The following is a 20,690-nucleotide window of genomic DNA, read 5'->3' on the forward strand; positions in this document are numbered from 1 at the left end:
CTGGTGTCCCTGCATGTTCATAGTCTGTCATTTTATGCGACGTGATGACAGGTGCGTGGGTCTATGTTCTTCAGAACGTCTAAATCCAATTTTTAAAAGCGCTGCTTCTAAATTAGCTTCTGTTTTAATTTGATTAAAATTAATTCCTAATTTCACTACCGTTTGGGCAATTTCCGGTCGTATTCCCGTTATAATAGCTTCCACTCCTACCAATTTAAGAGCTTGATGAATTTTGAAAAGATTGTCTGCGACCATTGTATCGATAATTACAACACCTGAAATATCCAAAATAAGATAAGCTAATTGAAGACTTGTCCCTTTTTTCAAGCAGGTCTCCATAATAACCTGCGAGCGATGAGTATCAATTTCCCCAATAATCGGCATAATAGCGATGCCTTTGGTAACGGGTACAAGCGGAACTGAAAGTTCTTCTAATGACGTATAAGCTAAATTCATCATATATCGATTATGCTCATCGTAAATTTGACCAAAAATACATGTTACCGTATCTAAAAGCGGATCGATTCGCTCACTGACGTGCAGCATAGTAATTGCGGCAAACTGATGCTCCTCTAGTTCTCTTGTAAATACATCCCAAATAACACTGCGATAGATTGGCAAGGTACCTAGCGCTTTTTCTAAAGGAATATTTTTTTCTACCGCATATTTACCGGTAGCAAGCGCCCACTCTTTAACAAGTTTAAGTACAGCCTCTTGCTCTTCAAATAGTACTCTTCCAAAATACTCCATAATGGACACTCGCCACTTCAAAATTTTCTTTTCTTTTAATTCCTCTGTACTTAAAGGATGTGTAGCATCTAAACGTTCTGCTAATTTTTCTGACAAGTTGTATTTATGTTCAATAATCTTTTTTCCTATATACACGAGCTCCTCTTTCATAAAATACGCTCAGCTCCTCTTTTTTGCTATTTTTACTGCGTATATAACCTTGACTAAGCCTTCTTACCCATCCGACAATTGACTAGCCTTCCTAAAAATAACAAAAAAGCGGTTATTTTATGAATTTTCTTTCTTCTTATTATAGTACCAGAAAAAGAGGCGTACAACTTAAAATTTGCTGCGGATAAAACTTATGCTTTCGTATAAAAAAACAATCCTGTTCCAATTGGAACAAGATTGTTTTTTTATATTCACTTTCTTTTACCTCACCTTACACTTGGAATAACCAGACAACAATAGGCCCAAAAACCGAGCCTAGTACAGCGCTTAATGTCATTGATACTGAACTCATCGATACCGTTAATTCACCGTATTCAAATGCTTTAGAAGTTCCTAAGGCATGAGAAGCGCTGCCTAGGGCAATGCCTTTTCCTAAAGAACTCTTAATACGAATCCACTTTAAAAGTAAAGGTCCAAGGATTACTCCCGAAAAACCTGCAATCATAACAAATACTACGGTCATGGATGGAACGCCCCCTAATCCCGTAGCAATTTGAATCGCAACCGGAGTAGTAATGGACTTAGGAATAATGGATAAAATCAGACTTCGATCAATGCCGAATACTTCAGCGAACACAAGTCCGCTAATCATACCTGCAAATAACCCTACAAATACCCCTCCAATAATAGGAACGCTGTATTTCACCAGCATCTCACGCTGTTTATAGAGTGGATACGCTAATGCGACAACGGCTGGTCCTAGAAGTGAATTAATCCATTTGCCTCCAATCATATACTCATCATAGGAAACATGAAAAGTAAGCAAAAGAAGAATAACGAATATGGTTGTAGTTAAAACTGGAATAAGAATTGGATAGGAGAACCGTACATATACTTTTGCCATGACTAGGTACAAAGCAACTGTAGCTACGATTATAAAGACCGCGATAAAGAATTCTTGCACTGTTGTTTCTCCTTTCGTTTGTTCGCTTTCTTTTCTAAAAGTTGGCTGGCAATCCCTGCGGCGGCCATCGTAACAATCGTACTAAGTACAATAATTAAAAACAAAACCGCTCCGCTGCTTGAAAGAAGCGAAGGATAATTCATCACACCCGCCATAGCTGGTATAAATAATAGCGGTAAAAAAGATAACAAGAAACTCGCTCCGTCTTCAATCACTTTGATGGGAACAATTTTGCACATTAAGCAAATAAGCATTAAGATTAAGCCTATAATACTTCCTGGAATAGGCAGGTGCAGCATATGGTGAACAGCTTCGCCAATCATAGAAAAAGCATAAAGAATCGCAATTTGTAGAATAATTCGTATCACTTTCATTATAGGTCACTGTCCTATAGATAAAGAACAGCTGTCCTCCTCTCTTTCTTTTGTCATGTTGTCTAACATTTTACTATATAAACATACTTTACTTTACCTACTTTTACTTGTACTATACAACTATATATACATTTGTATTATACAAGTATATATTTCTTTGTCAATGAATGATTTTGTAAGGAGCGATTATGATGCAAGAAAAGAATTCAATTGAATTGATTGAATATGAACTTACTACCTTTATTAGACGAGCCGTCTATCTTGATAATTCCGAAAATAAAATAGGAAACCTAGAAAGATCAGCGTATTTATTATTACGCCAGTTAGATGAATTTGGACCAGCTCGTGTAAAAGAACTAGCTGAAGCATTTAAACTCGACATTTCAACTCTTTCTAGACAAGCTGCTGCTTTAGAAAATAAACAGCTGATTTCCCGCTCCTCTGATCCTTCGGATGGACGCGTCAGTCTATTTGATATCACAGCACGCGGAAAACGAATGCTGCAAAGTGATAAACAAATGCGCCTTGAACGCTATCATAGTATGTTGAAGAAATGGTCCAGTGAAGAAAAAGAGCTGTTTGGCAAACTATTAATGCGGATGAATGACGCATTTATCGATTAAATAGAAAGCCCTAAAAAATTAGGCTGCTGCTGCAAGGTGTTTGTCCCTGTCTCTTTTCCGTTTCTTGCATTTACTGTAAAGAGACTATTGAAAAGGATGTATGATTATGTCTGTTCCGAACAAAAGGAAAGCCACGCCCTGCCTTTTCCCCGGCTATAAATGGTGCGGCCCCGGATGCAGTGGTCCAGGATGCCCAGTAAATGATGTAGACTGCTGCTGTAAATACCACGATTTATGCTATGAAGATTACGGTTCATGCCGCTCATGTGATGAGCAATTTCTTAACTGTCTTTGCTCCAAAGCAAATCCATACAGCTTGAAAGGAAGACAGGCATACGCTATGTATACCTATATGCGACTGAAATTAGCTTTAAAACAATATGACTAAGCATAAAAGAGGTGAATTTAAAAATTCACCTCTTTTTTATACTATTTTATCCGTATGAATCCAAAAGCGCTGAACAACAGCTCCGTTTTCTTCTATATAATCCTCGTCTTGTATACCACCGTTTGCCAAAATAGTTTGACGAGAAGCGATGTTCCAATCATCGCACACTACTAATGCCCGTTGAACTCCTAGCTTTCTGATCTCCTGAAGAGATAACTTTAATAGCAGCTTTGCATACCCTTTTTTTCTTTCACTTGGCCGAATACCATAACCTATATGCCCTCCGCTATTTCGAAGCAATTCACTTAGTTCATGACGGATATTAACTACGCCTATTACTCTTTCGTTATGCATTAGCCAATAGGTAGAATCGGGTACATATCCTTTTTTTAATCCAATACCTTTTTCTGCATTTATTAACTCTTGAATCATTTCTTCAAAGTGAGTAGGGTCTTTAGCAATTACCCACGGAATCATTTTTTCTCCGCTTGCTTTCCATTCATGATAAAAGCTCATATAAGCCTTTTTATAAGCTGCATCTGGTTTCATTAAAACGGCGGCTTCCACGTACCTTCCTCCCTTTTTATTTATTATGTTTATACTACCGATTTTTCCCAATAAATAAAAGAGGATAATTTACGTGATGTGTAAACTGTCCACTGTTTAAATAAATTCCTTAAAAAACCTTGTTACTTTTGCAAGGGCGTACAGGAAGGTTCGCTTCATGACAGGTTCTTCTTTCCTTTGGACGTCGGGAGATTTAATCCATCGCTTATGGTTGGCAACAAGGATACTTTTATCTATTTTGTTTTCCATCGCCATCGTTAATTCTTTTGCAAATTTTTGACTATCGATAATGACCATCGATTCATTATTTAAAAATGTAGAACGGGAATCTAAATTAAAAGAGCCTACGGCACTGAGTCTTTGATCATAAATTACGGATTTTGCATGGATCGAATAAGGTCCTTGGTATTCGTAAAGCTTTACACCTGTCTTCATAATCGTATCCCGCATACTTATATACCCAGAAAAAGCTAACACATTGGGCGTAGATGTAACTGAGTTTGTGAGTAGCGTCCATTGAACGTCTCGCTTCTTTTTTATGGCTGTATACTTGCTCATCGCATTAGTTGGCACAACATAAGGGCTTTGAATAAGAACAGACCGGTTAGCTCCTTCTGCCAGATTAATAAGCGTTTTCCACATAAAAGGTCTTTTATTAAATCGTTCAATTGGATTATGAATAAAAGAAACACACTTTGTAGAAACGGTGGAAGCATTCCAATTAATCTTAGGAGTTGCAAACGTTTCTCCTACTTGCTTAGCTTTACCGTATTGCTGCAGCAGCAAAGCTTTCATCCTCTTTCCCTGATCGACCTGGTACTGTGTGAGATGATAAAAAGCTTTTTTAGTGTAAGGATGAGCCCATAATTCATTTATATAATTCTGCATTTGAACGATGACGCTATCTTGTTTATGTTTGCTGTTTGTAATAAAGACATCACGATCATAGACGAAGTCTGGAGGAGGCTTGTTGGCCAAATACTTGTCCCCTATATTCCGTCCCCCTATTATGCCTAGCTGTCCGTCTACAATCATTATTTTGTCATGCATACGATTTTGCCACGCCCAAGGTTTAAACAATTGAAACGGTTCATAATACTTCACTTCAATATTAGGATGTGAAGCTAATGCGTAGAGCACGCCTCTTCGATTCCCTCGTAAGCCGTTAGCTATCCCATCTAAAAGAACGCGAGTATAGACGCCTCGATCAGCTGCTTTAAAAAGAGCGGCCATAATTAAATCAGTTGACTCTCCTTTTCCTATTGAGTAATATGCAATATCAATCGATTTCTCAGCTTCTTGAATCATTTGAATACGAACTCTTCCTGCCTCATATCCATCTTCGAGAAGTCTCACCCGGTCCGTAGACTCACTGTGACCAAAAAAGCTACCCGGTTTAATTGAGGTCGTTTCCTCTCCTGTTTTTAAAGGTACATAAAAGAGAACCACCGCCGCTATAACCACATACAGAATATATAAAGATAAAATAATAAGTAATCCTTTGAATGCTATTTTTATCATCGCAACTCCAGCTTTTTGTCTTTTTCTGTTATCGTTCACAAATAATGATCATTACATGCAAGAAACTGCTTCCTTGATTGTTTTGCGCTTTGTCTTTTTGACACATTTATTTTTTCTGATTCACTATTTGTATAGTATGCTAGTACATATCATAGAAAAAAGGATGATGGTGATGGAGGAATATTCTTTTCGTTTTCATATTACAGATTCTTACCCTTTGCACAATGAAAACGATAAAATAGAAGCTGTTGTACGCACCAAAATCAAGCATGCGGACCGAGGATGCTTGTATGAGGGTTATCTTCGTGTTCATATCACTAAAGTCGGGGTATTTCCAGTAGCAAAAGATATTGCTGAAGCAATTAGCGTTCGTTCGCTTCGTCAGCAGTTAGCGGCCGAATTAAAAAGATACGTACGACCGCACCGCAATTTTTTATAACTTTATCCAAACATTTGTCCAAGTGGACTTTCATCTTCAATAATATCTTGAATAGTATAGATAGAAATGGGAAAGTGAGGAATTCCATATACGTAAGGAGCCAGGTCATACAGCTGATAAAAGAGCACAAGTGATTTATCGGCGATATAAAAATCTTGATCTGGTTTAATTCCTTTATATTCTCCAAGAACCATAATATCGCGCTCTTTTATTTGCTCTCCTACTATTTTAGAAAGAATGCTCACGTAATTACTGTCTTTTTTAAATAGATCTTTGAGTTGATACGTTTTTCCAGTCAGCACATTAAACGTTAACGGAACGACCACGGTCAATCCGTGCGCTCCCCCGGAATAAGCAAAATTGACAAGTGTTAAGCTGAGCACATTTCGCTCGTTTGTTTTCAACTCATAGTAACCCGTTTCTTCTGTATCCGGATTTTCTCCATATCCCTGCTGACGAATTAATTCATTCGTGCGCTGCAAAATTTTACTGTTCATGCTGTGCTGAACAGCTTGATTAGTCAAATGTACAACTGGATAATAAACGTTTAACTTTTTCTTCACCATTTGTTGAGAATATACGGTTGCAGGTAACGTAACCATCGCTTCCTCCTCTTTGTATACAGGTTGTTACATTCTATTCTTTTAGTATTCATTCCATTACTAAAGCAAAAAAAGATTCAGACATAACGAAATCACTCCAACCTAAAGACGAACAAACTGGATAAATGCTCTAGTATGGATCGCTTTTGATACCGCTATTAATTTCCGTGCAAGATTTCGCTTTCCGCGGAAATCTTCGCCTTGCCCTCCAATCAACAGCTAGAAGCACCTCCATACATGAAACCTATGTTGACTCTATCAATGAAAAAATCCGAACGAGTTTGATTCTCCATCAAGAATCAAACTCGTTCGGATCTTCCTTCAACGAAAATACCTTTGTCTCAGCCTCTTTTTAACTTCTTATTATTTTACGTTGTTAATTGTTTTAGCAGCGTCTACCGTATTTTTTAATAACATTGTGATGGTCATCGGACCAACTCCGCCTGGTACTGGTGTAATATAACCTGCAACTTCTAAAGCCGCTTCGTAATCAACATCACCAACGAGTTTACCATTTTCCATTGTGTTACCTACATCAATTACAATGGCACCCGGCTTAATATCATCTGCTTTGATAAGTCTAGGTTGTCCTACAGCTGACACAAGAATATCAGCTTGTTTTGTTAAAGCAGATAAATCTTTTGTGCGAGAGTGAGCAATTGTTACCGTTGCACTTTCTTGAAGTAACAGCATGGATACTGGTTTACCAACAATATTGCTTCGTCCAATTACTACCGCATGTTTACCTGAAATTTCTTCACCTGAACGTTTAATTAACTCAACGATACCATGTGGTGTACATGGTAAATAGCACTCATCGCCAATAACCATATTCCCTACGCTTACTGGGTGGAAGCCATCTACATCTTTTTTAGGAGATACAGCATTTAATACTGCCTTTTCATCAATATGTTTTGGTAATGGAAGTTGAATAAGAATACCATGAACAGATGGATTTCCATTCAAGTGATGGATTTCGTTTAAAAGCTCTTCTTCAGTAATCGTTACGTCACGTTTGATAATTTCAGATGCAACACCGATTTCTTCACAAGCCTTTGCTTTCGCTCTTACATATGATTGCGAAGCAGGATTTTCTCCTACTAAAATCACGGTTAAACCAGGAACGATACCTTTTGTTTTTAATTGAGCTACCTCTTCTTTTAATGCGGCGCGCAGTTCTTGCGCTACTTCTTTTCCTTTAATTACTTTCGCTGTCATGATGTTTTTTGCTCCTTTCAACTGTAGCCATTTAATAAATGTACGAATTATAGTTATTAATCTAACACAAAAGTTCGGTTTTGTTCAATGTTTTTATTATTTTTATTTTAAATAGATGAAAATAAATAACAAATAACGTATATTCCATTCTTATCGTACTATAATATTTTGTATTCACCAAAGCTGTTTTTATTCAAACGTTGCTTTTCCAAATTAAAAACCGCACCTTCGGCACGGTTTTCGGCGATTTATTTTTCTGTTGATATGCTTTTCTTTGTAGTCAACGGCAGCACGTCTTCCTCTGTTTTTAGATCCTTTACATGCATTTCCTTGAGAGGCGCACTTATTTTCTTATTTTTCGGAGGTTCTTCAAAATTCTCCACCCAATCACATAGCAATTCAAATCCTTGATACACATAAGGCAGGAGAGGTTGAAGCTTTCGATCTGGGTCAATTTGATGATTCCATACTAAGCTATCAATGTGGTTTCCATTTTCAACTACATAGTGACGATGAAGGTGCTGCTTACCAGAATCTTTTACCAGTTGTTCATAAGGATAAGCATGAATATCCGGAAAAATAAGAGCATCTAACGACCCTGTAATGCTTATCAACGGAACGGAAATATCACCTGTATTTTCAATTTCACGAACTCTTCGCTTTACATTTTGGGGTCTTTCTTGATAATCATACTTTTCAAAAATAGAATCTAACGAACGATCTCTAACTCCATTTTCAAAAAGCGTCAAGTATTTTTGCCATGGAATGCTTCCAGGTGCTTGACTGTCAAACTCATCTCTATATATATTAAGCGTTAAAAACCAATAATACTGGTCATGATATGGCCATAAAAACTCAGATCCTTTTGGCAACCCTGCCTGATACAAACGGTGCAAAGCTTCTTTTTGCGATTCACCTACCGTGTACAGTGCTTCTTCGGCATAATTTACAACAGGTGTTAAGGAAGTAATTAAGTTATCGTGATCAGCTCGCCACATAACCCCTTCCCATTCAACACCCCCATTAAAAAGCTGAGGCTCTCCATTTTTTCCATCGTTTTCTAAAGCATAACGAACAACATAACCCCCGTTAGAAATACCTAACGCATACGTTTTTATATCAAAATATTCTGTCACTTCTTTTTGAAGTTTGTGACGATAATTTTCAAACAAAAATCTCTGAGCTATTTTTGTCACTTCTCGGTATTGAATATGCCATTTTCTAATGGAGTCTTCTTCTTTGACTAGAGCGTTCTTTGCTTTAGCAAATGGATCATCTCGCACTTCTTCTCCCTGAGTTCCTTTATCAGAAGCAGCAAACGCAAACCCTTTTGCCAACACATAGTCGCTGAACAGTAAATCCGTTGATTTCTCATCCCTGGTAGCTGGAACTCCTGACATAACTAACTTTCCATTCCAGTCATCAGGAATTCGAATGAGAAACTTACCACCATCAACTTCACCTTCTACTTGAACACCCGTTATTTCTTCAGGCTGATACATGTAATACCATCCATTTTTTTCTTCTTTTGTTCCCCAATAGATAGGAGCCAGCCCAATGTTCCCATAGGCAGTCGCTGCTTGAAATTGAAGAGGGTTTTTAGTCGTTAGCCAGTTTCCATACCTACCGTCAAACGTTGTGATATTCAAGTGATAACCTCCATTCACATTTGCTTTTGAAGACACTCTTGGGGACTGTACACGCATAATTTTAGTTAAATATTACCATCCATTTCTCAAAAAGTACACCAAAACGCCTTTCTTACAGAAAGAAAGTAGACATTTATCACAACTGAGCCCATAGCGCCGTATAATATTGAAATTTATTCAAAAAAAGGAGTGTCAATGACTATGAGTTCGTTTAATTCTTCAAAACTTTCTACGACTCTTATTCCCCCTGCTACTTCCTCCTATCCGGTTTCCGGAAGAAAATATACTCTTACTCATTCTGATACAACCGGTCAGCTTTTTTTAAGCATCGGATGCTCATATAACAACAAGGAGATAGATGAAAATATGCGTGATGAAGTACTGGCTGCTCTTCACGTAACAGATCGACAGGCAGTTATTCAAGGCGAAGTTTTTGTTAGCGGAGGCGAGTTCAGCCGCGAGCAAGCACAGCTTCGTTATCAGATTTTCCGTCGTGAACTCCCCCTTGCTTTAGAAGCAATGTTTTACGGAGACCAAGCGTTTTTTCAACATTATCCAGACTTGCTAAATACGCCGATTTACATTTATTTTGTATCGACTTATCAAGAATTTAGAGGGTGGTCCTATTATCAAACTCCTAAATTTTATTTAAAACAAACATGCAGCAGCTAGCACGCTAGTGCATAAACTAATGGGAAATGAACGAGGAAGGTGTGAATGTTTCATGTACAGTCAATGGGTTTACCCCTATATGCCGCGCTATTACCATCCAGTGGTTCCTACTACGAATGAAAATTATTTAGAACCTTATAGATACAATGAAGACTTATTTTCTTATATCCTGCATGAGGAAGAGGAAGTTAGATCTACACGCGATGTAGACAGAGTGATGAAAATTTTAAAACGCCAGTATCAGTCTATCTACAGAGATGCTCAACGAGGCGGGATGGATAGCAAACTAACAGAATACTTATTTCGTTCCATTGTAAGATTTGTTGATGATAACTATAACAGTTACAGCGGATCTATTAACGAACGCGTCGAAAAAGCCGCGCGACAGCTGAAAAAACGTGACCCCTGGATATTTGAACTTTTTAACTTATACAGCGTTTCCCCCGCTTCACAAGTTCGAATTACCAACACGATTTTAACCGTTTCATTTGAAAATTTACGTAGAGGAAATGAAGTATCAAATCCTAGATAAACAAAAAACCGCCACAATTGTGACGGTTTTTTGTTATGGTAATACAGTTGCTCCCATTAGATGGCTATCAACTTGTTTAGCTACTTCACGACCTTCATGAATAGCCCATACGATTAAACTTTGCCCACGACGAGCGTCACCAGCAGCAAAAACACCTTCAACATTTGTTTTGTAATTTCCATACGCTGCATCTACGCGACGATTTTTCGTTTCAACACCAAACGCTGATAGAACCGGATGCTCTGGACCTTCAAACCCAATCGCAATAAAGACAAGCTGAGCTGGCCATACTTTTTCTGTTCCTGGAATTTCGGTAAAGATGTACTGTCCATTTTCCCCTTTTACTTTTTCCATTTGAACTGTATGAAGTTCCTTTAGATTGCCTTGCTCATCTGCCACGATTTTTTTCGTTTGAATTGAGTATTCACGTGGATCGTCCCCAAATTTTGCCTGTGCTTCTTCATAAGCATATTCAAGATTAAATACATGTGGATATTCAGGCCACATATTATCTGCCGTACGCTCAGCAGGAAGCTGAGGATGTTTACCAAACTGAACAACGCTGCGGCATTTTTGACGAAGAGCAGTAGCTACACAGTCAGCTCCCGTGTCTCCGCCTCCAATAACAATAACGTCTTTTCCTTCAGCATCAATAAATTGACCATCTTTGAAGTTAGAGTCTAAAAGGCTTTTTGTTGAAGTTGTTAAGTAGTCCATTGCAAAGTGAACTCCTTTTGCTTCACGACCTTCTAATACTAGATCTCTTTGCTTCTGAGCTCCTGTACACAAAATTACAGCATCATATTGTTCTTTTAACTCTTCAGCAGTAATGTCTTTTCCAACTTCCGTATTCGTTATAAAATCAATACCTTCTTGCGTCAATAAGCGAACACGTCTTTCCACTACTTCTTTATCTAGCTTCATATTTGGGATTCCATATGTTAATAAACCGCCAGCACGATCTGCTCTTTCATATACCGTTACTGAATGACCCGCTTGGTTCAGCTGATCTGCGCTTGCTAAGCCTGCTGGCCCAGAGCCAATAACAGCAATTTTTTTGCCTGTTCTCTTCTCCGGAATACGCGGAGTAATCCACCCATTCTCAAAGCCTTTATCAATAATAGCGCGTTCGATATTCTTAATCGAAACCGCTGGATCTGAAATAGCAAGCGTACAGGAACCTTCACACGGAGCAGGACAAACTCGTCCTGTAAACTCCGGGAAGTTGTTCGTTTTTATTAAACGCTCTAAAGCTTCTTTCCAGCGTCCTTTATAAACTAAATCATTCCACTCTGGAATTAAGTTATAGATTGGACATCCAGAAGTAAAAGCATTAATATCCATTCCCATGTGGCAAAAAGGTGTGCCACAATCCATACATCGTGCCCCTTGACGGCTTAGCGCTTCATCAGATAAAGGAGCAGCATACTCTTTCCAATCACCTAAACGTTTTAACGGGTCACGTTCCTTCCCTTTTTCACGTTTGATTTCCATAAATCCTGTTGGTTTTCCCATCGTACTCTCCCCTTTCTTACTGAGCTACCGCTTCTTGTTGTTTTGCCGATGCTTTCTTTTCTTGTTTTGCATTTTCCTCAAACGCACTCATAGCTGCTTCTTCTTCCGTTAGTCCAGCTGCTTTTTGCTCTTCAATGCGATTCATCATGCGTTTATAATCATTCGGAATCACTTTTACAAATTTTGAAAGTGATTGTTCCCAATTTTCCAAGACAAATGCTGCTTTATGACTGTTCGTATATTTCAGATGATTTGAAACCATCTCTTTTACTTCTTCTGCTTCTTCGCCTTTTAAACCCTCAAACCCAATCATGTCTTTATTACAAAGGTTTTTGAATGCTTCTTGATCATCAGCAAATACGTAAGCAATACCGCCTGACATTCCTGCACCAAAGTTTTTACCTACATCGCCTAATACGACAACACGTCCGCCAGTCATATATTCACAGCCATGATCGCCAATTCCTTCAACCACTACGTTCACACCGCTGTTACGAACTGCAAAACGTTCCCCTGCTAGCCCGCTAACATAGGCTTCACCGCTTGTTGCACCGTAAAATGCAACGTTCCCGACGATAACATTCTCACCTGACACAGCTGTTGTTTCCTTAGGTGGAGCAACAATGATTTTACCTCCTGATAAACCTTTTCCGATATAATCATTTGCATCTCCAGTTAGATACATAGACATTCCTTTTGGAACAAACGCACCAAAACTTTGTCCTGCAGAGCCAGTGAATCGAAGAGTAATCGTATCTTCTGGCAAACCTTTCTCACCGTAACGTTTTGTAACTTCACTTCCCACAATTGTTCCAGCTACACGGTTAATATTAGAAATTGGAAGTTCTAACTCGACTTGATACTTATGCTCGATTGCTTGCTGTACCGCAGGCAAAATCTTTTGCATATCAAGAGATTCGTCAATTTTATGATTTTGAGGTGTTTTAAAGGTACGTACACCTTCAGCTTGATATAAAAGAGTTGTTAAGTCTAAGTGCTGAGCCTTCCAGTGATTTTTTGCACGTTCGCTAACGCTTAATACGTCTGTACGTCCAACCATTTCATCCACTGTTTTAAATCCAAGTTCAGCCATAATTTCGCGCACTTCTTGTGCAACAAATTTCATATAGTTAACGATGTGGTCCGCTTCTCCCAGGAACTTTTTACGAAGCTCTGGATTTTGCGTTGCCACTCCAACTGGGCATGTATCTAAGTGACACGCACGCATCATGATACAGCCTAAAACAATTAAAGGCGCCGTAGCAAAACCAAACTCTTCTGCTCCTAGAAGTGCTGCCATGACTACATCTTTACCCGTCATTAATTTCCCGTCTGTTTCAAGCACTACTTTTTCACGAAGACCGTTTAACATAAGCGTTTGATGAGCTTCTGATAAGCCAAGTTCCCACGGTAGTCCAGTATGTTTAATACTTGTTTTTGGAGATGCTCCCGTACCTCCGTCGTAACCGCTAATGACAATAACATCCGCTACTCCTTTTGCTACTCCGGCAGCAATCGTTCCTACACCTGCTTTTGAAACGAGCTTGACGCTGATTCGTGCATCACGGTTTATATTTTTTAAGTCATGAATAAGCTGCGCTAAATCTTCAATCGAATAAATATCGTGGTGTGGAGGAGGTGAAATTAAGCCTACTCCTGGCGTTGATCCACGCACATCTGCCACCCATGGATATACTTTGTTTCCTGGAAGCTGACCGCCTTCTCCAGGTTTTGCACCTTGTGCCATTTTAATTTGAAGCTCATCTGCATTCACAAGGTAGTGACTTTTCACCCCAAAACGCCCAGAAGCGATTTGTTTAATCGCACTGCGGCGATTATCTCCATTCTCATCCAGAGTGTAGCGGCTAGGATGCTCGCCACCTTCTCCACTGTTGCTGCGTGCCCCTAAACGGTTCATCGCAATCGCTAATGTTTCATGAGCTTCTTGACTTAAAGATCCAAACGACATAGCACCTGATTTAAAACGTTTTACAATCGAATCAACTGATTCTACTTCATCAATGGAGATAGATGAACGCGATCCATTAAACGAGAACAGATTGCGCAAGAAACCGATGCGTTCTTCATTAGCCGATTCAGAGAATTTTTTAAATAAGCTGTAATCTCCCTTACGGCAAGCCCACTGCAGCGTGTGAATTGTTTTTGGATTAAACGCATGATGCTCGCCCGTGTGTCTCCACTGGAAGTCACTTCCTGATTCTAACGTTTGCTCAATTGTTTCAACATAAGCATTGTCATGACGCGTTTTTGCTTCTTTTGCAATAACATCTAAACCGATACCGCCAAGCTGCGAGGCAGTACCTGTAAAATATTGCTCGATAACCTCTGCACTGATTCCAACTGCTTCAAAAATTTGTGCGCCCCGATAACTTTGCACCGTTGAAATACCCATTTTAGACATTACTTTTACGACACCTTCAGTAACGGCTTTTACATATTTCTCAACAGCATAATCATACGATACGTTCAACGTACCTGCGTTAATTTCATTTTGATATGTTGCAAAAGTAAGATATGGATTAATTGCGTCTGCGCCGTAACCAATCAGCGCTGCAAAATGATGCACTTCACGCGCTTCTCCCGTTTCCACTACAATGCTCGCCTTTGTACGGTTTCCTTTTTGCACTAGGTGCTGGTGCAGCCCGCTGACCGCTAATAAAGCTGGAATAGCTACGGATTGAGCTCCCGCTTCACGGTCTGTCAGAACAAGAATGCTAGCACCTGCGTTAATTGCCGCTTCAGCTTCAGCAAATACGCGATCAAGATCTGCTTTTAAATCATTTGTAAATACAGCAGATATAACGGCACTTTTGAAATCTGGATGAATGGCAGACTTCAGCTGATCAGTTTGATCGTTTGTTAAAACCGGCGTCTCAAGCTGAATTCGATGAATGTTTTCTTTGGTTGGATGCAGTAGATTCCCTTCTGCACCAAGCAATGTCATTGTCGATGTAACCAACTGTTCACGAATAGCATCAATCGGTGGATTCGTTACTTGAGCAAATAGCTGCTTAAAGTAATTGAACAGCGATTGAGGACGATCAGACAACACGGCTAATGGAGTATCGTTCCCCATTGAACCAAGCGGATCTTTTCCTTCTGTAATAACTGGAACTAAATATTTATGAATATCTTCATACGTGTAGCCAAATGACTTCTGGCGAATGACCAAATCATCGAAGTATTCAGATTTTTCTTCTTGCACTTCTGGCAACGTTACCAGCTGTTCATCTAACCACTCTTGATAAGGCTCAGCCTGTGCCATTTCAGATTTAATTTCTTCGTCTGAAATAATTCGGCCCTCCTCTAAATCGATTAGAAGCATTTTACCTGGGCTTAAACGATCTTTATATAATACATTTTCATCTTCAACATCAATGACGCCTACTTCTGATGAAAGTATGATGTAATCATCTTTTGTAACATAATAGCGAGCTGGACGTAAACCGTTACGGTCTAGAATAGCACCGATTTGCTTTCCATCCGTAAACGAAATAGCAGTCGGACCATCCCATGGCTCCATTAATGCGCTATGATACTCATAGAAAGCACGTTTTTCTTTTGACATGTGCGGATTCTCAGACCAAGGCTCTGGAATAAGCATCATCGCTGCATGCGCTGGCTTGCGGCCGGCCAATACAAAGAACTCTAGCGCATTATCTAACATGGATGAGTCGCTTCCTTCAGCATCTAAAATTGGAAGAACCTTCGGCAAATCCTTACCGAATGCGTCCGAAACAAACTGCTGTTCACGTGCTCTCATCCAGTTTTGATTACCGCGAAGCGTATTGATTTCACCGTTATGAATTAAATAACGGTTTGGATGTGCTCTTTCCCAGCTTGGGAACGTGTTTGTGCTAAAGCGAGAATGCACTAAAGCAAACGCTGAAGTAAAGTCTTCATCTTGTAGGTCAAGATAAAAAGCATCAACTTGCTCAGGCGTTAATAACCCTTTGTACACAATTGTTCTACTTGAAAGACTTGTAAAATAAAAACGGTTTTGACGCGCCTGCGCCCAATTTTCCGCTTGCTTACGAATAACATATAGCTTGCGTTCAAACGCTAAGTCATCTTGAATACTGTCATTTGCCCCAATAAATACTTGTCGTACGTACGGACAGCTTTCTTTTGCGACTTTTCCGATTTTTCCGACATTTACAGGTACAGTTCTCCAACCTAGTAACGTTTGTCCCTCTTCTTCAATTAATTTATTAATATAAGCTTCGATTTCTCGACGCTCGTCTTCATTATTTGAGAAAAAGATCATTCCAACTCCATAACGACCTTTTTCTGGCAAGTTCAATTCAGCGCATGTCTTTTTAAAGAACGCGTGTGGAATTTGTACCATTAATCCAGCTCCATCTCCTGTTAGCGGATCGCTTCCCTGTCCGCCTCGATGGTCAAGCTGGCAAAGCATATTTAGTCCTTTTTTAACGATATCATGTGACGCTACGCCTTTCAATTGAGCGTATAGTCCGATTCCACATGCATCGTGCTCAAATTCAGGACGGTAGAGACCTTGAGCTTTTGGCATTTGATTGTATGTCATCTTCTTCTCCCCCGTTCGTTTTCTTTATCTTTTTAAGATCACCTGTTTACATTGTAAGTTTTCAAATCAATATAAACAATATATAATTTAGATAAAACTAATCTAATTTTGATATATATAGATGGAGGATGCCTATGGAACTGCGTCAATTACGCTATTTTATGGAAGTTGCAAAAAGAGAACACGTATCTGAGGCGGCAGAATATCTGCATGTAGCTCAATCAGCGATCAGCCGTCAAATCGCGAATCTGGAGTCTGAGCTAGGTGTTAGTTTATTCAAACGCGAAGGAAGAAATGTCAAGTTAACAGCAATAGGAAAAGTCTTTCTTGAGCATACGGAGACGGCTATGAAAGCTATTGACTATGCGAAAGAACAAATTGATGAATACCTGGATCCTGAAAGAGGAACGATTAAAATCGGATTTCCAACAAGCCTTGCCAGTCACCTTCTTCCTACTATTATATCAGCCTTTAAAGAAGAACACCCAAATGTTGCTTTTCATCTTAGACAAGGTTCGTATAAATTTTTAATTGAATCGGTTAAAAAAAGAGATATTAATATCGCTTTTTTAGGCCCTGTACCTGTAGAGGACCAGAGTATAGAAGGGCATATTTTATTCACTGAAAATCTTTTAGCCCTTGTTCCTTCTCATCATCCGCTCGCTGAACGGGATAACATTCGGCTGCGGGATTTAAGAAATGAAGATTTTGTGCTATTTCCAAAAGGATTCATTTTACATAAAATGGCCTTTGACGCTTGCAAACAAGCAGGATTCATGCCCAATATTTCATCTGAAGGAGAAGATTTAGATGCGATTAAAGGTCTTGTATCCGCAGGAATCGGCGTCACGCTTCTTCCTGAAAGCACAGTGTCTGAAACGACTCCTCGTTTTACGACTAAACTTCCTATTCATACGCCGCAGCTTCAGCGTACAGTCGGGATGATTATTCCTCGAAATCGTGATTTAGCACCTTCTGATAAAATTTTTTATAAGTTTGTCAAAACCTTTTTTGAACGGTTGGAGCAGTATAAATAAGAGAGGCCCCCTGCCTCTCTTATTCTTTGCTTTATACACTATTCCTCAGCAGATCAATTGTATAAATAGATCTTCTTCCCCTAAAGCTAACAGGCATTGACGCTTACCGGACTCTTTCTTATACTGAAGTAACTGACTAAAAAGAAACAAGGTGACTGCTATGGATTTTAAAATTAATTTTTTATCATTTTACGTAATACAAGTAGAAGGAAAAGAAGAACAGGCCTCTAAACAATATAAGCATTTTCAAACGCTTGATACGGAAGAATATGAAGAAAGTTCGATTAAAGATTTTTTAGACGGTGAATTTAAAAAAATTGTAAAGCGTAAAGTAGAACGACACCCCAAAGCAGAACAAGTGCCTACAAAGCTCGGGTATTTTATAGTTGAACCAGGACACGCTCTCGACTCAAACCCTAATTATAATTTATTTCACCGCACTCGTTTTGCCACAACCAAAGAAGAATTTGAAGAAAATAGCGAACAATTTATCAATGCATACCTTGATACTGCAGCCGTTCGAGGAGGAGCATTTTTAGTTGTATCCGCTGTTCCAAGAAAATATTTTGATCATGCTTTTGTGTTTATTTTAAAATGTGACTTCGAACCAAAAGTGGCTTCAATTTCAGATGAATCAACCCTTATTCGTCACGTAGAAATGGCAATTACTACTAAAAACATGAAATCTATTCAATACCCCTACATGCCTGAAGAAGGAATGGTCGAAGAAAGTGAACTTGTCATCCACCAAGCATCTCACGCCCGTTATTTTGAAGACTTCTTAAAATTCATTGACTACAACGAGCCGATGCCTGAGATTATGAAAACACAAGTGATGGATATGGTGCGTGAACACGTCAGCGAAACGTTTGAAGCAGAAAGCGTAGAACTTGAACAGTTTGAATCGGACATGGAACTGTGGGCAACAAGTGAAAAGCGTGAGCTTCAAGAACGTTTGGATACGCATCAAGTTATGGAAGCTGCTGCTCATATCGTCGAGCATACGCCTGATGCCGAGTTAAAAATGAAGCTTGGCGAAACAGAGATTAAAGGGCTGTTAGCTGATTTCGGGGAAAATATTCACTTAGCGAAAGTGAACGGACGCTACGTGGCTTTAATTGAAGCGGAATCGATTCTGTTTGAAAAAGGCGCGTCTCCGATTGAGTTTCATAAGCCCGATGATTTGCATGGAATTATTGAAAAGATCAGCAGTAAGAAATGGGAAGAATAAATAAAAGCCAGAGAGTAAAACATAGCTCTCTGGCTTTTATTTAACTGAAAAACCAGCTCTATTTATCCACCTTAATTCTCTACTAATTGGCTCACGGAAACATTTTGTTCATTTTCTGGCTGACCTAGCGGATAAATTCTTACCGTATCATTTTCTTCGCTTACATGTTGAATATAAACGGCCGTATCGTTATACGTAACGTTAGCCATAACGGGTGAATCAGCAATTTGTTTTGCTCGCTGCTTGTCCACGTTTCTTCCCCCCTCTATGCTGATATACATATAAGGTTTGCTCAAAGAATAGATGCTATTCGCCCCCTAGAGCAGTTCTACCGTTTTTTAGCGGTGCGGTAACCAAGGTAAAAAATGAAAGAAGTATAGGTAATGAATGCAGCTCCAGCCAGCAAGAGCATTTTGTGATGATGCCAAAGGGCCGCATATGTTTTGATGAAGATTCCCTTTGTAAGTAAAATATATTGATACACAATAAAAGCAACCACTAAAGCAAGAAACAGCACTCGAAACAAACGAATGAAATCAATGTTAGATAAAATGGAAGCAACTTTTACCCAGGGCGATGTAGGAGGCTGCGCTTTTTTAGCGCTTCGGCTCTTCGACTTTTGTTTCTTTGTAGGCGGAGCTTTTGATTCTTCTATTTTAGGTGCTGGTTTTTGTTTTCCTTGAGCCATTAGTCCCTTTCCCTCTTTCTTAAATAAAGTGTCTAAAAAAGAAGCTTTTCTATTTTGCATATTCAAGAAAGGAGCGGCTATCTCCTTTTGACTTTTAAAAATACTTTCCTTTTTTAAATACAGAATGTCTTTAGGTATGTGCCTATAGCATTTTTCTTATCTTCGCATACGTTATATCGTGTTTGATTTGAAATTACTATTTAAAAGGAGCGATGCCCTAATGAACCCTTATTATTTCAACCCTGGATACATTCCTCAGCAAGTTGATTACTCAGTTCAACAATACTATCCCCCTTACGTACCACAGCATGAAGAATACGATGAAAGACAGCAGCTTCAAAATCTTGGAGGATTTGAACGAAGAATTCGTGCCCTTGAGAGACAAAATGAGGAGCAAGTCAGAGAAATTACTCGTTTAAATCGAGTTGTAGAGCGACATACTGATCGTATAAACAGATTAAATCAGCGCTTACGCAATGTAGAAAGAAGACTTAACATTCCATTTACAGCAAGCCAGGACGGATTTTAAACTCACCTTAAGCATTCCCGTTTCTTTTGAGCGAGAATGCTTTTTTACATGTCTTCCGTCGTTTTTGATAGCACAAAGGATATTTGATTAAACTTTACATAAAATAAAATTTGACTATGAAAAAGAAAAGGAGAAAATCACATGAAATCACCTGTTGTTATTTGTCCTAACTGTCATTCTCAAAAAGAGCTTGCTACCGTTTTAACTGCTCAGTCCAATCAAAACGTTATCTATACATGCTCAGCTTGCGGATATAAGCTGACAAACATTAAAACAAGCAAAGGATAATAAGTATCTCTCACCTCACTTAGTACCTATACTCAATACGTTCCTTCTGTCCACATACAAAAATTAACGTTTACGTAAATGTTATTAATTTTGTATACTAATAGTATTATGGGAAAGGGAGTTGAAGAAGTTGAAGTTTAAAATGAAGGAACGCGGGCAGCTGCATTTGAGTCCCGAAGGAAAACAATTGATTTTAGACTTGTACGAATCAAATATGATGGAATCTGTAAATGAAGCTTTGGATGCTGAAACAAGAAGCTTTCACAGTGGAAAAGCCGATGGGATACAGGCTATTCTACTTCTTTTAGGAGTACAGCTAGAAGAAAACACTTCACAATCATAAATGAATGCCCTATAAAAACCGTAAAAGCAGACGCACTCTT

The 20,690-nt window shown here is 38.9% G+C and carries 22 protein-coding genes; 10 read left to right on the forward strand and 12 right to left on the reverse strand.

Going from position 1 to position 20,690, the window contains the following annotated elements:
- Positions 1–27 precede the first annotated feature (27 nt).
- From AC4NPH_RS04595 to AC4NPH_RS04605, 3 genes are all read right to left on the reverse strand, one after another.
- Positions 28–900, reverse strand: a complete 873-nt coding sequence (locus AC4NPH_RS04595) for an STAS domain-containing protein (protein WP_013056815.1) — start codon at positions 898–900, stop codon at positions 28–30.
- 271 nt (positions 901–1,171) lie between these two features.
- The gene (locus AC4NPH_RS04600) at positions 1,172–1,804 is read right to left on the reverse strand and encodes an LrgB family protein (RefSeq protein WP_236019619.1); all 633 of its coding nucleotides are present in this window, start codon (positions 1,802–1,804) and stop codon (positions 1,172–1,174) included.
- 29 nt (positions 1,805–1,833) lie between these two features.
- Entirely contained in the window at positions 1,834–2,238 is a 405-nt protein-coding gene (locus AC4NPH_RS04605; protein WP_013056813.1) for a CidA/LrgA family protein, read from the reverse strand.
- A 191-nt stretch (positions 2,239–2,429) separates the two neighbouring features.
- On the opposite strand from AC4NPH_RS04605, the gene AC4NPH_RS04610 reads away from it, so the two are divergent.
- The gene (locus AC4NPH_RS04610; protein ID WP_029321464.1) at positions 2,430–2,861 is read left to right on the forward strand and encodes a MarR family winged helix-turn-helix transcriptional regulator; all 432 of its coding nucleotides are present in this window, start codon (positions 2,430–2,432) and stop codon (positions 2,859–2,861) included.
- A 106-nt stretch (positions 2,862–2,967) separates the two neighbouring features.
- Positions 2,968–3,249 (forward strand): hypothetical protein, encoded by a 282-nt coding sequence (locus AC4NPH_RS04615; RefSeq protein ID WP_078081757.1) that lies wholly within the window; start codon positions 2,968–2,970, stop codon positions 3,247–3,249.
- Positions 3,250–3,285: 36 nt separating this feature from the next.
- On the opposite strand, the gene AC4NPH_RS04620 is transcribed toward AC4NPH_RS04615, so the two are convergent.
- Positions 3,286–3,798 carry a GNAT family N-acetyltransferase gene (locus tag AC4NPH_RS04620; protein ID WP_057274117.1) on the reverse strand — a complete coding sequence of 171 codons (513 nt, stop codon included), beginning with the start codon at positions 3,796–3,798 and terminating at the stop codon, positions 3,286–3,288.
- Positions 3,799–3,912: 114 nt separating this feature from the next.
- Complete coding sequence (locus tag AC4NPH_RS04625) at positions 3,913–5,337, reverse strand: phospholipase D-like domain-containing protein (protein WP_057274116.1); 1,425 nt, start codon at positions 5,335–5,337, stop codon at positions 3,913–3,915.
- 172 nt (positions 5,338–5,509) lie between these two features.
- Between AC4NPH_RS04625 and AC4NPH_RS04630 the strand changes: the two genes are divergently transcribed.
- Positions 5,510–5,776, forward strand: a complete 267-nt coding sequence (locus AC4NPH_RS04630; protein WP_029321458.1) for a hypothetical protein — start codon at positions 5,510–5,512, stop codon at positions 5,774–5,776.
- A gap of 2 nt (positions 5,777–5,778) precedes the next feature.
- On the opposite strand, the gene AC4NPH_RS04635 is transcribed toward AC4NPH_RS04630, so the two are convergent.
- The 3 genes from AC4NPH_RS04635 to AC4NPH_RS04645 all read right to left on the reverse strand — a co-directional run bounded on the left by AC4NPH_RS04635 (position 5,779) and on the right by AC4NPH_RS04645 (position 9,245).
- A complete protein-coding gene (locus AC4NPH_RS04635) occupies positions 5,779–6,378 on the reverse strand; it encodes a DUF3298 and DUF4163 domain-containing protein (RefSeq protein WP_013056809.1) in 600 nt (199 codons plus the stop codon).
- 363 nt (positions 6,379–6,741) lie between these two features.
- Positions 6,742–7,596 (reverse strand): bifunctional methylenetetrahydrofolate dehydrogenase/methenyltetrahydrofolate cyclohydrolase FolD, encoded by an 855-nt coding sequence (gene folD, locus AC4NPH_RS04640; protein ID WP_013056807.1) that lies wholly within the window; start codon positions 7,594–7,596, stop codon positions 6,742–6,744.
- A gap of 248 nt (positions 7,597–7,844) precedes the next feature.
- Positions 7,845–9,245 carry a tannase/feruloyl esterase family alpha/beta hydrolase gene (locus tag AC4NPH_RS04645; RefSeq protein WP_063671447.1) on the reverse strand — a complete coding sequence of 467 codons (1,401 nt, stop codon included), beginning with the start codon at positions 9,243–9,245 and terminating at the stop codon, positions 7,845–7,847.
- A gap of 201 nt (positions 9,246–9,446) precedes the next feature.
- Here AC4NPH_RS04645 and AC4NPH_RS04650 point away from each other — a divergent pair, with 201 nt between their 5' ends.
- A complete protein-coding gene (locus AC4NPH_RS04650) occupies positions 9,447–9,917 on the forward strand; it encodes a staygreen family protein (RefSeq protein WP_053487230.1) in 471 nt (156 codons plus the stop codon).
- 52 nt (positions 9,918–9,969) lie between these two features.
- A complete protein-coding gene (locus tag AC4NPH_RS04655) occupies positions 9,970–10,449 on the forward strand; it encodes a hypothetical protein (RefSeq protein ID WP_063671443.1) in 480 nt (159 codons plus the stop codon).
- Positions 10,450–10,482: 33 nt separating this feature from the next.
- On the opposite strand, the gene gltD is transcribed toward AC4NPH_RS04655, so the two are convergent.
- Positions 10,483–11,964, reverse strand: coding sequence for a glutamate synthase small subunit (gene gltD / locus AC4NPH_RS04660; protein ID WP_491938611.1), 1,482 nt, complete (start codon positions 11,962–11,964; stop codon positions 10,483–10,485).
- Positions 11,965–11,980: 16 nt separating this feature from the next.
- Positions 11,981–16,534, reverse strand: a complete 4,554-nt coding sequence (gene gltB, locus AC4NPH_RS04665; RefSeq protein WP_029321447.1) for a glutamate synthase large subunit — start codon at positions 16,532–16,534, stop codon at positions 11,981–11,983.
- A 134-nt stretch (positions 16,535–16,668) separates the two neighbouring features.
- On the opposite strand from gltB, the gene gltC reads away from it, so the two are divergent.
- The gene (gene gltC, locus AC4NPH_RS04670) at positions 16,669–17,571 is read left to right on the forward strand and encodes a glutamate biosynthesis transcriptional regulator GltC (RefSeq protein ID WP_013056801.1); all 903 of its coding nucleotides are present in this window, start codon (positions 16,669–16,671) and stop codon (positions 17,569–17,571) included.
- A 160-nt stretch (positions 17,572–17,731) separates the two neighbouring features.
- Positions 17,732–18,802, forward strand: coding sequence for a DUF3900 domain-containing protein (locus AC4NPH_RS04675; protein WP_013056800.1), 1,071 nt, complete (start codon positions 17,732–17,734; stop codon positions 18,800–18,802).
- A 71-nt stretch (positions 18,803–18,873) separates the two neighbouring features.
- Here AC4NPH_RS04675 and AC4NPH_RS04680 read toward each other — a convergent pair whose 3' ends face one another.
- Both AC4NPH_RS04680 and AC4NPH_RS04685 read right to left on the reverse strand, forming a co-directional pair.
- Entirely contained in the window at positions 18,874–19,053 is a 180-nt protein-coding gene (locus tag AC4NPH_RS04680; RefSeq protein ID WP_013056799.1) for an H-type small acid-soluble spore protein, read from the reverse strand.
- Between the two features lie 77 nt (positions 19,054–19,130).
- Entirely contained in the window at positions 19,131–19,490 is a 360-nt protein-coding gene (locus AC4NPH_RS04685; protein WP_098196699.1) for a hypothetical protein, read from the reverse strand.
- A gap of 220 nt (positions 19,491–19,710) precedes the next feature.
- Between AC4NPH_RS04685 and AC4NPH_RS04690 the strand changes: the two genes are divergently transcribed.
- From AC4NPH_RS04690 to AC4NPH_RS04700, 3 genes are all read left to right on the forward strand, one after another.
- The gene (locus tag AC4NPH_RS04690; protein WP_013056797.1) at positions 19,711–20,019 is read left to right on the forward strand and encodes a flagellar hook-associated protein FlgK; all 309 of its coding nucleotides are present in this window, start codon (positions 19,711–19,713) and stop codon (positions 20,017–20,019) included.
- 141 nt (positions 20,020–20,160) lie between these two features.
- Positions 20,161–20,307, forward strand: a complete 147-nt coding sequence (locus AC4NPH_RS04695; RefSeq protein WP_013056796.1) for a hypothetical protein — start codon at positions 20,161–20,163, stop codon at positions 20,305–20,307.
- A 130-nt stretch (positions 20,308–20,437) separates the two neighbouring features.
- Entirely contained in the window at positions 20,438–20,650 is a 213-nt protein-coding gene (locus tag AC4NPH_RS04700) for a hypothetical protein (protein WP_013056795.1), read from the forward strand.
- Positions 20,651–20,690: the final 40 nt, after the last annotated feature.

The sequence above is a fragment of the Priestia sp. MDV22-iso46 genome (assembly GCF_058629175.1).

Coding starts and splice junctions, on each gene's coding strand:
- AC4NPH_RS04595 (WP_013056815.1), bottom strand. CDS start 900: ATGAAAGAGGAGCTCGTGTATATAGGAAAAAAGATTATTGAACATAAA.
- AC4NPH_RS04600 (WP_236019619.1), bottom strand. CDS start 1,804: ATGGCAAAAGTATATGTACGGTTCTCCTATCCAATTCTTATTCCAGTT.
- AC4NPH_RS04605 (WP_013056813.1), bottom strand. CDS start 2,238: ATGAAAGTGATACGAATTATTCTACAAATTGCGATTCTTTATGCTTTT.
- AC4NPH_RS04610 (WP_029321464.1), top strand. CDS start 2,430: ATGCAAGAAAAGAATTCAATTGAATTGATTGAATATGAACTTACTACC.
- AC4NPH_RS04615 (WP_078081757.1), top strand. CDS start 2,968: ATGTCTGTTCCGAACAAAAGGAAAGCCACGCCCTGCCTTTTCCCCGGC.
- AC4NPH_RS04620 (WP_057274117.1), bottom strand. CDS start 3,798: ATGAAACCAGATGCAGCTTATAAAAAGGCTTATATGAGCTTTTATCAT.
- AC4NPH_RS04625 (WP_057274116.1), bottom strand. CDS start 5,337: ATGATAAAAATAGCATTCAAAGGATTACTTATTATTTTATCTTTATAT.
- AC4NPH_RS04630 (WP_029321458.1), top strand. CDS start 5,510: ATGGAGGAATATTCTTTTCGTTTTCATATTACAGATTCTTACCCTTTG.
- AC4NPH_RS04635 (WP_013056809.1), bottom strand. CDS start 6,378: ATGGTTACGTTACCTGCAACCGTATATTCTCAACAAATGGTGAAGAAA.
- folD (WP_013056807.1), bottom strand. CDS start 7,596: ATGACAGCGAAAGTAATTAAAGGAAAAGAAGTAGCGCAAGAACTGCGC.
- AC4NPH_RS04650 (WP_053487230.1), top strand. CDS start 9,447: ATGAGTTCGTTTAATTCTTCAAAACTTTCTACGACTCTTATTCCCCCT.
- AC4NPH_RS04655 (WP_063671443.1), top strand. CDS start 9,970: ATGTACAGTCAATGGGTTTACCCCTATATGCCGCGCTATTACCATCCA.
- gltD (WP_491938611.1), bottom strand. CDS start 11,964: ATGGGAAAACCAACAGGATTTATGGAAATCAAACGTGAAAAAGGGAAG.
- gltB (WP_029321447.1), bottom strand. CDS start 16,534: ATGACATACAATCAAATGCCAAAAGCTCAAGGTCTCTACCGTCCTGAA.
- gltC (WP_013056801.1), top strand. CDS start 16,669: ATGGAACTGCGTCAATTACGCTATTTTATGGAAGTTGCAAAAAGAGAA.
- AC4NPH_RS04675 (WP_013056800.1), top strand. CDS start 17,732: ATGGATTTTAAAATTAATTTTTTATCATTTTACGTAATACAAGTAGAA.
- AC4NPH_RS04685 (WP_098196699.1), bottom strand. CDS start 19,490: ATGGCTCAAGGAAAACAAAAACCAGCACCTAAAATAGAAGAATCAAAA.
- AC4NPH_RS04690 (WP_013056797.1), top strand. CDS start 19,711: ATGAACCCTTATTATTTCAACCCTGGATACATTCCTCAGCAAGTTGAT.
- AC4NPH_RS04695 (WP_013056796.1), top strand. CDS start 20,161: ATGAAATCACCTGTTGTTATTTGTCCTAACTGTCATTCTCAAAAAGAG.